This is a genomic window from Pelagibacterium luteolum (genome assembly GCF_900100665.1).
In the GTDB taxonomy this organism is placed as follows: domain Bacteria; phylum Pseudomonadota; class Alphaproteobacteria; order Rhizobiales; family Devosiaceae; genus Pelagibacterium; species Pelagibacterium luteolum.
The window spans coordinates 55,316-67,193 of sequence record NZ_FNCS01000014.1 but is presented as its reverse complement, the minus strand read 5'-3'; the positions used below and the strand labels follow the sequence as shown (position 1 = coordinate 67,193).

At 60.8% G+C, this 11,878-nt stretch carries 16 protein-coding genes; 11 read left to right on the top strand and 5 right to left on the bottom strand.

Annotation, left to right across the window (positions count from 1 at the left end; all coding sequences use genetic code 11):
* Positions 1–51 precede the first annotated feature (51 nt).
* Together BLR31_RS16765 and BLR31_RS21755 are read left to right on the top strand one after the other, a co-directional pair.
* Positions 52–915: a CBASS oligonucleotide cyclase gene (locus BLR31_RS16765; RefSeq protein ID WP_090597997.1), complete on the top strand. Its 864-nt coding sequence runs from the start codon at positions 52–54 to the stop codon at positions 913–915.
* 4 nt (positions 916–919) lie between these two features.
* Positions 920–1,846 (top strand): S-4TM family putative pore-forming effector, encoded by a 927-nt coding sequence (locus tag BLR31_RS21755; RefSeq protein ID WP_176762719.1) that lies wholly within the window; start codon positions 920–922, stop codon positions 1,844–1,846.
* Positions 1,847–1,935: 89 nt separating this feature from the next.
* Here the strand turns inward: BLR31_RS21755 and BLR31_RS21750 are convergent, their stop codons facing one another.
* Positions 1,936–2,082, bottom strand: coding sequence for a hypothetical protein (locus tag BLR31_RS21750; protein ID WP_176762718.1), 147 nt, complete (start codon positions 2,080–2,082; stop codon positions 1,936–1,938).
* 90 nt (positions 2,083–2,172) lie between these two features.
* Between BLR31_RS21750 and BLR31_RS16755 the strand changes: the two genes are divergently transcribed.
* Positions 2,173–2,604, top strand: a complete 432-nt coding sequence (locus BLR31_RS16755) for an NUDIX domain-containing protein (RefSeq protein ID WP_090597995.1) — start codon at positions 2,173–2,175, stop codon at positions 2,602–2,604.
* 275 nt (positions 2,605–2,879) lie between these two features.
* On the opposite strand, the gene BLR31_RS16750 is transcribed toward BLR31_RS16755, so the two are convergent.
* Both BLR31_RS16750 and BLR31_RS16745 read right to left on the bottom strand, forming a co-directional pair.
* A complete protein-coding gene (locus tag BLR31_RS16750; RefSeq protein ID WP_090597993.1) occupies positions 2,880–3,140 on the bottom strand; it encodes a hypothetical protein in 261 nt (86 codons plus the stop codon).
* Complete coding sequence (locus BLR31_RS16745) at positions 3,137–3,721, bottom strand: TetR/AcrR family transcriptional regulator (RefSeq protein ID WP_090598039.1); 585 nt, start codon at positions 3,719–3,721, stop codon at positions 3,137–3,139. The genes BLR31_RS16750 and BLR31_RS16745 overlap by 4 nt, the downstream gene beginning before the upstream one ends.
* 109 nt (positions 3,722–3,830) lie before the next feature.
* On the opposite strand from BLR31_RS16745, the gene BLR31_RS16740 reads away from it, so the two are divergent.
* The 7 genes from BLR31_RS16740 to BLR31_RS16710 all read left to right on the top strand — a co-directional run bounded on the left by BLR31_RS16740 (position 3,831) and on the right by BLR31_RS16710 (position 9,744).
* Positions 3,831–4,619: an SDR family NAD(P)-dependent oxidoreductase gene (locus BLR31_RS16740; protein WP_090598036.1), complete on the top strand. Its 789-nt coding sequence runs from the start codon at positions 3,831–3,833 to the stop codon at positions 4,617–4,619.
* A gap of 45 nt (positions 4,620–4,664) precedes the next feature.
* Complete coding sequence (locus BLR31_RS16735; RefSeq protein WP_090597991.1) at positions 4,665–5,762, top strand: alkene reductase; 1,098 nt, start codon at positions 4,665–4,667, stop codon at positions 5,760–5,762.
* Positions 5,763–5,801: 39 nt separating this feature from the next.
* The gene (locus BLR31_RS16730; protein ID WP_090597990.1) at positions 5,802–6,641 is read left to right on the top strand and encodes an alpha/beta fold hydrolase; all 840 of its coding nucleotides are present in this window, start codon (positions 5,802–5,804) and stop codon (positions 6,639–6,641) included.
* A 132-nt stretch (positions 6,642–6,773) separates the two neighbouring features.
* On the top strand, positions 6,774–7,760 hold the full coding sequence (acuI, locus tag BLR31_RS16725) for an acrylyl-CoA reductase (NADPH) (RefSeq protein ID WP_090598033.1): 987 nt from the start codon (positions 6,774–6,776) through the stop codon (positions 7,758–7,760).
* 39 nt (positions 7,761–7,799) lie between these two features.
* A complete protein-coding gene (locus tag BLR31_RS16720; protein ID WP_090597988.1) occupies positions 7,800–8,801 on the top strand; it encodes an NADP-dependent oxidoreductase in 1,002 nt (333 codons plus the stop codon).
* 74 nt (positions 8,802–8,875) lie between these two features.
* A complete protein-coding gene (locus BLR31_RS16715) occupies positions 8,876–9,280 on the top strand; it encodes a tautomerase family protein (protein WP_090598031.1) in 405 nt (134 codons plus the stop codon).
* A gap of 137 nt (positions 9,281–9,417) precedes the next feature.
* Positions 9,418–9,744 carry an NIPSNAP family protein gene (locus BLR31_RS16710; protein WP_090597986.1) on the top strand — a complete coding sequence of 109 codons (327 nt, stop codon included), beginning with the start codon at positions 9,418–9,420 and terminating at the stop codon, positions 9,742–9,744.
* A gap of 175 nt (positions 9,745–9,919) precedes the next feature.
* Here the strand turns inward: BLR31_RS16710 and BLR31_RS16705 are convergent, their stop codons facing one another.
* The gene (locus BLR31_RS16705) at positions 9,920–10,246 is read right to left on the bottom strand and encodes a DUF736 family protein (RefSeq protein WP_090598030.1); all 327 of its coding nucleotides are present in this window, start codon (positions 10,244–10,246) and stop codon (positions 9,920–9,922) included.
* A gap of 299 nt (positions 10,247–10,545) precedes the next feature.
* On the opposite strand from BLR31_RS16705, the gene BLR31_RS16700 reads away from it, so the two are divergent.
* Positions 10,546–10,857 carry a DUF736 domain-containing protein gene (locus tag BLR31_RS16700; RefSeq protein ID WP_090598027.1) on the top strand — a complete coding sequence of 104 codons (312 nt, stop codon included), beginning with the start codon at positions 10,546–10,548 and terminating at the stop codon, positions 10,855–10,857.
* Positions 10,858–11,111: 254 nt separating this feature from the next.
* Here BLR31_RS16700 and BLR31_RS16695 read toward each other — a convergent pair whose 3' ends face one another.
* Complete coding sequence (locus tag BLR31_RS16695; protein WP_143009419.1) at positions 11,112–11,876, bottom strand: class I SAM-dependent methyltransferase; 765 nt, start codon at positions 11,874–11,876, stop codon at positions 11,112–11,114.
* Positions 11,877–11,878: the final 2 nt, after the last annotated feature.

Sequence of the window (11,878 nt, the reverse complement as noted above, 5' to 3'; positions counted from 1 at the left end):
ATCGACGGGGACGCTGATGGCAACGATCGAAACGGTGAGCTACTGCAGGTCATGGTAAGAACAATTGCGGATGCGTTTCGTGTCCTTCGCAGCAATCTTGAAATCACCGACCTGCAGGAGCAGACGGTTGCGGGCCGTCAGAAAGCAATCCGCGAGGTTCTGGAGCGTGATTTCGACATCAAGGAAACGTTTCTCACGGGGTCATACCGCCGCAGCACCATGATCAGGCCACTTAAAGAGGCCGACGTCGATATCTTCATTGTCCTGGATGTGAAGTATTATCGTGAGGATGGAAAGAAGGCCCTGCTCGAGAGTATCAAGAAGTCGCTCCGCAAGACGTATACCAAAACGCCTGACATAAGGCCGGACGGTTCGGCCGTTACCATCACCTTCACCGATTTCAACGTCGACGTAGTGCCAGCCTTCTACCGCAAGGGTGGCGGTTACCTCATTCCTAGCCTTGAGCTCAACAAATGGATATCTACGGATCCGAAAAAGCATGTGGAGATTTGGACGGCAGCCAATAAGGCGCACAACAACGACCTCGTGCCATTGATAAAGATGATCAAGGGGTGGAATAAGAGCCGGGGTCTCTTCAAGTCCTTCCATCTGGAGGCGCTGATCCTGAAAGCTCTCGACGGCATCACGATCACTGATTACCCGTCTGGCATGCGCTACGTCTTCGACAAAGGCATTAAGTTGGTGCAGTACAAACTGGCTGATCCGGCCGGCTATAGCGACGACGTCGGGGCGCACGTGGATACGAAAGTCAAGATCCAGCTTCTGGTGGACCGTCTGACCTGGGCGCGGGATCGGGCGAAGGAAGCCGAAGCCATGACGGCAGGCGGCAACGTGGCGGGCGCAATCGAAAAGTGGGGTCTAATCCTGCCCTCTTATTTTCCTAGATATGGCTGACACCATGCAAAACCAGATTCCGGTCCGGCAGGACGAAGAGGCACAGCTGAAGCTACTGCGGGCGCGAACGCATACCTATACGGTTGCGACCCGCTTGATGGTGCTGCAGCTATGCCTGACGGTGCTAGTTCCAGTCGTGGGGGCAATCTGGGGCGCAGCTGATCCTCAAGTTAGGCCCTATTTCACCCTGCTGGCATTGATGGTGCTGCTCCTTGATCCGCTTTGGATCGACCAGCAGTACAAGGCAACTCTGAAACGTGCTGCGAAAATAGCGGAGCAGTTCGACTGTACCGTGCTGGAGATCGGATGGAACCCATTCGTGGTGGGCGATCGGGTCGAGGCCGAAGACATCCACCGCGCGGCGACAAAATACACGTCTGGTCACGACGACAGCCAGCTGACAGGCTGGTATCCGAAGGCCGCCGGCGGCGTTCCGCTCCACTTGGCACGGTTTATTTGCCAGAGGACCAATCTCCGATACGACAGCGAACTACGCCGGCATTACGCATCTATCTTGGCCGGTCTAGCGGTTGCCGTGGCTGCCATTGTCGTGGTGCTCGGAATCGTGCAGCAGCTCACTCTACAAGAATGGGTGTTGAATATTGCGCTGCTAAGCCCACTGCTCAGTTGGTCGATCAGGGAATTCTACCGACAGCGAGACACGGCGGACCAGCAGCAAGATCTCATGAAGTTTGCTAAAACGCTGTGGGAACGGTGCCTCGAAGAAGATGGCATTGAGAACGAAGCTACCGTCAAAGCACGGGAATTTCAGGATGCCATCTATGCACGTCGAGTGTCCAGCCCGCTGGTAATCCCCCTTGTCTACAAGTTCCTACGCCCTGGGTTAGAAGACGAGATGAATGAAGCTGCCAGCGACTTCTTGGCTCAATATCTGGAGAAAGTAGCAGCCAAGCCTAACGGCAGCTCTTAACAAAGGATGATTTGAATCGTGGCGACAGAAGTTAGGCGCGTTGCTTCGAAGTGCGGGTCCCCCAGATGGCCGCTTCCCAACTCTGCCGCTCAGAAGCGGACAGGCAGGAAGCCACCCATCTCAGTCATCCCCACTGGAAACCCGATCACGAGCAAAACGGCGAGATTGGGGCCGAAGCCCGACTGACTGGTTTGGGCGATGACCTGGAAAATCCCGCCGTTCGGGATCCGACCCAATTGTGGTCGTTGAGGATGTCTTGGGTGTTTGCTGGAAGCGGACATCGACCTAGTGTCTTGGAGGGCGTCAGAATCAGCCGGGGACGAGCTATGATCGAGAAGGTTTGTGCGCTGCCGTATCGCGAAACGTCAAGCGCGCTGGAGGTGTTGTCGTTCTTGCATCCCCTTGCAGGTCGCCAGTTCGTCAAGGGTACTCTAGAAACTTACGAGCAACCCGCAATTGGGGCCGAACGTGAGCTGAGAGAGGAAAGTGGTCTATCCATTGCGGCGAGCCCAATCTTGTTGGGCCGAGACGTGATAGGATTTCCTCCCGTCCCTTGGCACTTTTATGCATTCGAGACCACAGATCTTCCCGATGTATCGAATCACTGGACGGAAGACGGGGGTGGCCTCTTGTTCTCGTTTTTCTGGCATCCACTCGACAGAGACCTCAATGGTGAATGGCACCCGATCTTCCATCAAGCATATCGGACGATCCGGGCGTCCCTGCCACTCATCGTTCGTTCAGATGATCGCGCTTGAATTCAATGGCCACCGTAGCCGGTCGGTAGCCGACCCCATTCCGGTCGTTCACTGTCGAAATACGAAATCCTGAAAACGTCCGTTGGTCAGCTCACCGGCAAAGGATGACAGCGGACCCCGAGAGCAGGCACGATCAGGGGCCCGAGTGAGGAGCCGGGAGTTAGCCGCCTAGCGTTCTCCGGTCCCGCTTCGGTAGAAATTAACCGGCTTTAGCAAGCTAAGGAACCAAGCCCTCGCGGACAGCCTTGGTGGTCCATCCCCACCAGGTCAGCTGATCAAGCATAGCCATTTAGAATGCGCTCGCCCTCTGCCTGAGGTGTGATGCCCGGGCGAGTAGTATCGCGGCGTATCCGCCATGCACCGAGCCGATCGGATTGAAGACCTTGCGAGACGGCGAGCCTTCGAACACATCCGCGCTCCAGCTCGACAAGAGCTAACTCAAGGGTCTCACCGATTGGCGGATGGACATTGGCCTCCATGAGGGCGGCAAGCTGATGGTGGCCGTCGAGGCCAGCGTCGTCGTCAAGGATGTTCATGCCGCGGGTCTTTTCTGTGTCGGCACGGCCGGGTCGGGCAGCTTTCTTTCGTCGATCCAGGCTCGCGTCTCAGACAGAACTTCGTCGGATAGCGAAGGATCGTCGATTGATCGGGCGAGGATAAGGGCGCCGACCATCGCCGACCAATTGCCTATCGCTGCCCGGCGGCGCTTGGCGGCATCGGTCCCAGGCATGATGTCAGAAAGAGTGTCGATCTGCGCGGTGAGAACCTGGCTCATGGATGCGCGGGCTTCGGGGGCCTGTTGCCGCATAAGACCCGCCAGGGCGGCCATAGGGCAGCCTAGCTCAGGATGGTCGCGATGGGGCGCCGAGAGATACGTGTTGACCCAAGAGCTGAGATCGTCGGTCGCTGATTGGCTGCCAGCTGTGTGAGCGATGGTTTGGGCGACCAGATCATCCTTTGATCGGAAATGCCCGTAAAAGCCGCCATGGGTCATGCCGGCGGCCTGCATCACTTCCGCGACGCTCACCGCGTCGAATCCCTTCTCGCGGAACAGGCGTCCTGCTTCGCTCAGGATGCGGCTGCGGTTCTGCGCCTTCTGCTCCTGGCTCACTTTCATTTCTGTTGGTCTCCGTGCGGCATTGACATTTTGATGATGGCCATCATATTTGGGGTCATTGATGACATCTGTCATGAATATAGTTCCGACGCCGCGAAAGGGCAATGCCATGACCACCAACCCCTCCGTCCTCATTACCGGCGCCTCTACCGGCATCGGTGCGGCCTATGCCGAGCGCTTCGCGCGGCGCGGGCACGATCTGGTGCTCGTCGCCCGCAACGCGGCGCGAATGGAGACACTGGCGGATCGGTTGCGGGCCGAGACCCACATCACGATCGACATCGTTGCGGCGGACCTCGTCAATCCGGAGGAGCGGGCAACCGTAGAGGCGCGCTTGCGCGAAGATGCGCGGATCGGGATTCTCATCAACAACGCCGGCGCGAGCCTGGGCGGCAGCTTCGTCCAGCAGACCGCGGACGATATCGATCGGCTGGTGGCGCTCAACACGACGGCCCTGGTGCGGCTCGCGCGCGCCGCCGCCCCGCGCCTTGCGCAAGCAGGCGAAGGCGCGATCGTGAACATCGGGTCGGCGGTCGGCTTGGCGCCGGAATATGGCATGCCGGTCTATGGCGCGACCAAGGCTTTCGTCCTGCACCTGTCGCAGGCGCTGAGCCTCCAGCTTGGCCCCCAGGGCGTCTATGTCCAGGCTGTGCTTCCGGCGGCGACCCGCACCGAAATCTGGGGCCATGCCGGGGTCGATGTCGACACCTTGCCGGCGGTGATGGAAGTGGACGACCTGGTCGATGCGGCGCTCGTCGGATTCGATCGCCGCGAAGCCGTCACCATCCCGCCCCTGCACGATGTCGGACAATGGGATGCCTTCGAGGCGGCACGGCAATCGATGATCTCCGGCTTTGGGCAGTCCCGGCCGGCCGATCGCTATCGCGCTGGCGCCTGAGACACATTCAAGACCCCAACTCCTCGGTACAGAAAACAGATAAAAATGACCGATACAGACTTGTTCAGTTCCTACGACCTCGGCGGCATAACGCTTGCAAACCGCATCGTCATGGCGCCGCTGACGCGCAACCGCGCCGGCGAAGGCCTCGTGCCGAGCCAGTTTGCGGCGGACTATTATGCCCAGCGCGCGAGCGCCGGCCTCATCATCACCGAGGCGACGCAGGTCTCGAAGCAGGCGCAAGGCTATCAGGACACGCCCGGTGTCTACACGCCGGAGCAGATCGCAGGCTGGCGCAAGGTGACCGACGCGGTTCATGCCAAGGGCGGTCGTATCTTCGTCCAGCTCTGGCATGTCGGCCGCGTTAGCCATGTCGATCTTCATGGCGGCGAAGCACCGGTCGCGCCCTCGGCCATCCGCGCCGTGACCAAGACATTCGTGAACAACGGTTTCGCCGATGTGTCGGAGCCGCGTGCCCTGGAGCTGGAGGAGATTCCGGGCATCATCGAGGATTTCCGCAAGGCTGCCGCCAACGCGATCGAGGCCGGGTTCGACGGAGTGGAGGTGCATGGCGCGAACGGCTATCTGCTCGACCAGTTCCTGCGCGAAACCGCCAACGTCCGCACTGACGCCTATGGCGGTTCGACCGAGAACCGCGCCCGGCTACTGATCGAAGTGACGGCCGCAGTGGCGAGCGAGATCGGCGCGCATCGCACGGGCGTCCGCCTCTCCCCGGTGTCGCCGGCGAATGGCACCGTACCGTCAGGCAATGAGCAACCGCAGTTCAACCACGTCGTGGAAGCACTCGACGGGCTCGGCATCGCCTATATCCATGTCGTGGAGGGTGCGACCGGGGGCCCACGCGATGCGACGCCGTTCGATTTCGATGCGCTGCGGCAGCGCTTCCGCAACGTCTACATCGCCAACAACGGCTATGACCTTGAGCTGGCGAAGTCGCGTCTCAGCGAAGGCAAGGCCGACCTGTTCGCGTTCGGCCATCACTTCATCGCCAATCCCGATCTGGTCGAACGACTAAAAAGTGGCACTCCGCTCGCCCAGATGAACCCAGCCACGATCTATGGCGGCGGCGCGGAGGGCTACACCGATTATCCCGCGTTCTCCGCCGAGGCGACCGCCGCCTGAGCAGGCGGTCGTCAAACCCATCGAAGGAAGGATTTTGCAATCTCGAGCAACAGCCATCTCACCGCACCCACCCAGTTCGTCGAGGCGAACGGCATCCGCTACGCTTATCGCCGCTTCGGCGCCACGAACGGCACGCCTCTCGTGTTCCTCCAGCATTTTCGGGGCGGGATGGACAATTGGGACCCGCTGGTCACCGACGGTCTCGCCGCCGACCGGCCGGTGATCCTGTTCAACTATGCGGGCGTTGCCAGTTCCACCGGCGAGAACGCGACGACGGTCGACGGCATGGCCGATCATGTCGCGATCTTCGTGAAAGCGCTTGGCCTCACCATCGTCGACGTGCTCGGCTTTTCGATCGGCGGCTTCGTCGCACAGAGCTTGGCCCATCGCTATCCGGACCTTGTGCGCAGGCTGGTCCTTGTCGGCACCGGGCCGCGCAATGGCGAGATCAATCCCGATCCAAAGGTCTTGCAGGTGGCGGGCAATCCCATGCCGGCGGAAGACGACTTCCTGTACCTGTTCTTCTCGCCCTCGGAAGTGAGTCAGGCGGCAGGCCGTGCCTTCTGGGCGCGTCGCCACGAACGGCAGGACCAGGATCCACCGTCCTCGCTCGAAACCCTCAAGGCGCAGGCCGCCGCGATTGGCGAATGGCGCGAACCGCGTGGCGAACGCCACGCCTATCTCAAGGAAATCCGCCAGCCGACGCTGGTGGTCAACGGCCATGACGACATCATGGTGCCGACGATCAACTCCTTCCACCTGCAGCAGCACATCCCGAATGCGCAGCTGATCGTCTATCCCGACTCCGGCCATGGATCGCAATTCCAGTATCCCGATTTGTTCGTGGCACATACCAGCCTGTTCCTGGACAAGGCCTGAAACTGGGCCGGAGACAGGTGCAGCGTCGAGGTTTGGCCTGGCGCTGCGCTTCGATCCTCGATGCAACCCGACCAACGCCTTCTGCCTCCGCATGCGCGCGGTGATCAGCGGCCGAAAAAAGAGGATAGCGCAATGACTTTCAAAGCACTTGTGGCCACGCGGGAGAATGAAGCGCTCTCGACGAAGGTGACCGACTTCGACGACGCCGATCTGATGCCGGGCGACGTCACGGTATCGGTCGACTATTCGACCGTGAACTACAAGGACGCGGGCGCGCTGAGCGGCCGGATCGACGTCATCAAGCAGTTTCCGCTGATCCCGGGCATCGATCTTGCCGGTACGGTGGAAGCCTCGTCCTATCCCGGCATCGCGGTGGGCGACAAGGTCGTCGCGAACAGTTGGGGCCTCAGCCAGACCCACCACGGCGGCTATGCTCAGAAGGCGCGGCTGAGCGGCGAATGGCTGGTTAAGGTCCCAAAACCGTTTTCAACGAAGGACGCCATGGCAATCGGCACGGCCGGTTACACAGCCATGCTGTGCGTGCTGGCCCTCGAACATGGCGGCATCACGCCCGATCGCGGCGATATCATCGTCACGGGTGCCAATGGCGGGGTCGGATCGATCGCGATAGCGCTCCTCTCCGATCTCGGCTACCGCGTGGTCGCCTCGACCGGCCGTCTCGAAGAAGCTGACTATCTGCGCGAACTCGGTGCGGCCGAAGTCATCGATCGCCATACGCTTTCGGAGCCAGGAAAGCCAGTCGCGAGCGAACGCTGGGCCGGTGCGGTGGACTCCGTGGGTAGTCATACGCTGGCGAATGTGCTGGCCCAGACCCGATATCGGGGCGTCGTGACGGCGTGTGGTCTGGCCCAGGGCCTCGATCTGCCCGCAACCGTCCTGCCTTTCATCCTGCGCAATGTCACGCTTGCCGGCATCGATTCCGTCAACGCGCCGCAGGAGGTCCGCATGAAGGCATGGTCGCGTCTGGCCCGTGACCTCGATCTCAGCAAGCTCGCACGCACGACGACGGTGGTCGGCCTCGCCGACGTGCCCGATATCGCGAGGCGCGTCCTGGAAGGCAAGATTCAGGGGCGCACCGTCGTCGACGTCAACGCCTGAGGATCCCGTCGGGATTCTCGAACCGGTGAGAGAAACAGCATGAAGGCCTTCATCCTCAACCGATACGGCAAGAAACAGGCGTTGCGTCTCGGCGACATACCCGAACCTGTGACCGGTCCCGACGACGTGCTGGTCGAGGTTGAGGCTGCCGGTCTCAACCAGCTTGACTCCAAGATCCGGGACGGCGCGTTCAAGCCGATCCTTCGGTACAAGCCGCCGCTCGTGCTTGGCCATGACCTGGCCGGCGCCGTAATCAGCGTCGGGGCAAATGTGCGGCGCTTCAAGCCAGGGGACGCTGTCTATGCCCGCCCCCGCGACGGGCAGATCGGCACCTATGCCGAACGCATCGCCGTCAACGAAGCCGATCTCGCGCTCAAGCCTGCCAATCTGTCGATGACAGAAGCCGCGTCGATCCCGCTGGTGGGGCTAACCGCCTGGCAGGTGCTGGTCGAGCGAGCACGGATCAAGCCGGGGCATAAAGTGCTGATCCATGCCGGGTCGGGCGGCGTCGGGACCTTCGCCATCCAGCTCGCCAAGCATCTCGGCGCCACCGTCGCGACGACAGCCAGCGCCGCCAACGCCGGCATGGTGAAGGCACTGGGCGCCGACATCGTCATCGACTATCGCATCCAGAAGTTCGAGGAAGAGCTGTCGGGCTACGACCTTGTCCTCCACAGCCTCGATGCCCAGACGCTGGAAAAATCGCTCAAAATTCTGAAGCCTGGCGGCAAGCTGATTTCCATCTCCGGCCCACCCGATCCCGCCTTTGCCCGCGCGCAGGGTCTGAATGCGGTACTTCGGCTCGTGCTGCGCCTGATGAGCGCGGGAATCCGGCGCAAGGCGAAGCGCGCGGGCATCGACTATTCTTTCCTCTTCATGCGCGCAGATGGTGAGCAGCTCGAACGGATCGCCAAGCTCATCGAAGACGGCACGATCCGCCCGGTCATCGATCGCGTCTTTCCCTTCGGGCAGTTGAACGAAGCCCTCGCCTACATCGACACTGGACGCGCCAAGGGCAAGGTCGTCGTCACCATGAAGTGACGCGATCGCCCACAAGCCCAGGGAGCATGGCTCCCGCTCCACACCGCCACAATACCATCAGTCAGGAGACGATGATGCCCGTATTCAAAGCCCACATCCCCGCTGGTCGCTTCTCGAGCGAGCAGAAGCGCGCGATTGCTGATGCGCTCAACCAGTCCCTTGTGCAAGGCCTTGGCATTCCAGAGCGCGATCGGTTCATCATCCTGAGTGAGCATGGGCCGGATGAGCTGTTCATCGATCCAACCTTCATGGATATGAAGCGCGATCCAGCAAGCGCGATGATCATCACCGTCCTCGTGGGTGCCCACCGCCCGATCGAGGACAAGCAGAAACTGGCGGCCGCCATCAACCGCCTCGTTGTCGAAGCCGTCGACGTGTCGCCCGACGATATTTTCATTGCGATCATTCCCGTGCCGAACGAAAACTTTTCATTCGGCAAGGGCGAGCTTCAAGTGGCGGATGGCGTCCCACGTTGGTAGGCCCTGCGGCAACATGGCGATGTGCGACGGGGACAGACGACGGACGGCGACTGCAATGCTGCCGTCGATCGCCCGGCCACTGGGGCTCCAGCGCGATATAATCGGCAGTACAAAACTAGAAGAAAGGAACCTATAACGTGATCCATGAGCGCCGAGTTTATCATGCGGCACCCAAGAAGGTGGGGCAGGTGGTCCAGCGGTTCGAAAAGCACACTCTCCCGGCATTCGAACGAGCAGGCATCAGAGCGATAGCAGCGTGGACGGTAATGGTCGGCCAAGCCAATGATCAATTTGTATACGTGCTCGAGTGGGAGAGCCTAGCTGAGCGGGAGCAAAAATGGGTGGCCTTCACGCAGGATGAAGAGTTTCAACGTGCGTGGGCCGAAACCGACAAGGATGGTCCTTTGGTTCGATACGCATCCAATGAGTTCCTGGTGCCGGTGCTCAACAAGCTATCCAAGTAGAACATCGAGATGGCGTCTCCGATCTTTTCCGAGTGTTGGCTGGCTGAACGTCATGGGTGGATGGCTGCTTACATCACATGGTTGCCTAAAAGCGGACAGTCCGAAAACCTCCCCAATTAGACGTTCGCCGCACGGCAGAGCCCCGCTGACGCGGGGCTCCACCCTTGGGCCCGTGTCACTCGGCGGCGCGGCGGCGGGACCAGACCAGCGTCCGACCCTCGGTCTCGGCCGCTGTCAGGCTCGCATAGACCGCAGCCGGGAAGGTGGGGTCGTCGAGCTTGACCGGAACCAGCCTTGCCCCGCTCAGAGGTCTTTTTCCATTCATCACCGACCCGTCGACCCCGGCGAAGATGCGGAAATCCGGTCCCTGTAGTTGCCGCCCAGACAACTCGGCGTGTCCAACTTTTATCGCCTTGACATTGAGATTGCTGGCGCCCGCCGGGCGGGAGCCGGCATAGCCATTCCCGGCTTGGGAGAAAGTCTCACATCCGATGCCAGCCATGTCGCGATGTCCTTCTTCTGATCGGGCCGCGCCCATCACGTCCTCGATTGCGCTGGGGTCTGACCGACGACCGGCCGGGCAAGAAGCCCAGCCTCGATCTTGTTCCCGCAACGTCCACGATCAGCTTTTTTCCGCCGCCGGCCCGAGGGTCGGCTTTGCATCGCGAGGCAAAAAAGCCGCTCGCGGCCGCCTTCCACGTTGTTCCAGCCCCCAGGGGGTGCGGGCCGATCGTCCCCGGTCTGTTCGACTCCATCGAGGACGCGATGGGCGCGGCCCGATCAGGAAAAGGACATCACGACATGGCTACCATCGGCACTTTCACCCGCTCCGCGAACGGCTACACCGGCTCGGTCAAGACCCTCAACCTCAATGTCAAGGCGGTGAAGTTCGTCCCCGCCGAAGGCGATAACGACAAGGGACCGGACTTCCGCATCACGGCCAACGGCACCGAGTTCGGCGCCGCCTGGAAGCAGACCTCCGGCAAGGGCAACGACTACCTCTCGGTCAAGCTCGACGACCCCAGCTTCCCTGCTCCGATCTATGCGAGCCTGGTCGAGACCGAGGGCGAGGACCTGGCCCTGATCTGGTCCCGCCGCCGCGCCACCGAGTGACACCGGCCCAAGGGTGGAGCCCTGCGTCAGCGGGGCTTTGCCATGCTCATGTCCGCCGTCGTGAAGATACTGTCTCGAAGGGGTTACTGGCCGTTGTCCGCCTAAGAGCCGGATAACGTCGTCGCAGCGCATTCGGACACACTCAGAGTCCGGAGGACCGCAGCGGCCGGACCTTCATGTCCCAAATACGGAGGAGCCGAGAGGGATGCAGGATCTTCCCATTGGAAGAAACCGCCCGTAGGCAAGAAACAACCTTAACGAACGCGTGCAGATATAGAGAAGGTTCGTGGTTTGTATGTCACCCGGTTGAGCCATGACCACGAGGCGCGCAGCCTTCTGTCAACCTCATGATGATCGCGCACCAATATCTCAGCCAAGTCCACACGGCGGAAAAGCTCAGCGACCTGTTGCGGATTGTCCAGTGTCGCCAAGGGAACTTCCTTGTTCGGATTGTTGTCGGCGACAGGGTCGGGGTGCCCACCGTGCCCGAAGGCTTTGCTCAGATGTTTGTAGAGAGCCGGAAATCTCCGGAAGTCCCCATGATGAGTGCCATCGATGATGCCGATACGCCCACCTGGTTGCAGCAATCCGCTCCAGTGCTTTAGCGCGTCTTCGGGGGACGGTAAGGTCCAGAGCACGTTTCGCCCGATGATCGCATCTACCTCTCCATGTTGAAGGGGGAGAGCGCAGGCGTCCCCTTGTCGCACTTGAGCATCCGGCCACGGGGCAAGGGATTGCTTTGCCCGTTCAACCATTGCCGGTGCAAAGTCGATGGCGATCACCTCGTAGCCAAGAGAGGCGGCAAGAACCGCTATCATTCCGGAACCGGTCCCCACATCAGCAACGCGCCGTACCGGGCGTTGTCCAGATGATGGCGTTAGCAGCATGGACACGATCTCCCGCCATGCCCCTTCTGCATCGAAACCATCGGGTGCGCGCCTTATCCAATCGAAAGTCCGGGCACGGTCATTCCAATATCGTTGTAAGCGTTCATTCAACGGGCGAGTTTGCTCAATCACAG

What these genes read in the sequence shown, in the direction of transcription:
- BLR31_RS16720 (WP_090597988.1), top strand. Translation starts at nt 7,800, where the DNA reads ATGAAGGCCTTCATCCTCAACCGATACGGCAAGAAACAGGCGTTGCGT.
- BLR31_RS16715 (WP_090598031.1), top strand. Translation starts at nt 8,876, where the DNA reads ATGCCCGTATTCAAAGCCCACATCCCCGCTGGTCGCTTCTCGAGCGAG.
- BLR31_RS16740 (WP_090598036.1), top strand. Translation starts at nt 3,831, where the DNA reads ATGACCACCAACCCCTCCGTCCTCATTACCGGCGCCTCTACCGGCATC.
- BLR31_RS16765 (WP_090597997.1), top strand. Translation starts at nt 52, where the DNA reads ATGGTAAGAACAATTGCGGATGCGTTTCGTGTCCTTCGCAGCAATCTT.
- BLR31_RS16755 (WP_090597995.1), top strand. Translation starts at nt 2,173, where the DNA reads ATGATCGAGAAGGTTTGTGCGCTGCCGTATCGCGAAACGTCAAGCGCG.
- BLR31_RS16705 (WP_090598030.1), bottom strand. Translation starts at nt 10,246, where the DNA reads ATGGCTGGCATCGGATGTGAGACTTTCTCCCAAGCCGGGAATGGCTAT.
- BLR31_RS21755 (WP_176762719.1), top strand. Translation starts at nt 920, where the DNA reads ATGCAAAACCAGATTCCGGTCCGGCAGGACGAAGAGGCACAGCTGAAG.
- acuI (WP_090598033.1), top strand. Translation starts at nt 6,774, where the DNA reads ATGACTTTCAAAGCACTTGTGGCCACGCGGGAGAATGAAGCGCTCTCG.
- BLR31_RS16700 (WP_090598027.1), top strand. Translation starts at nt 10,546, where the DNA reads ATGGCTACCATCGGCACTTTCACCCGCTCCGCGAACGGCTACACCGGC.
- BLR31_RS16750 (WP_090597993.1), bottom strand. Translation starts at nt 3,140, where the DNA reads ATGAACATCCTTGACGACGACGCTGGCCTCGACGGCCACCATCAGCTT.
- BLR31_RS16735 (WP_090597991.1), top strand. Translation starts at nt 4,665, where the DNA reads ATGACCGATACAGACTTGTTCAGTTCCTACGACCTCGGCGGCATAACG.
- BLR31_RS16745 (WP_090598039.1), bottom strand. Translation starts at nt 3,721, where the DNA reads ATGAAAGTGAGCCAGGAGCAGAAGGCGCAGAACCGCAGCCGCATCCTG.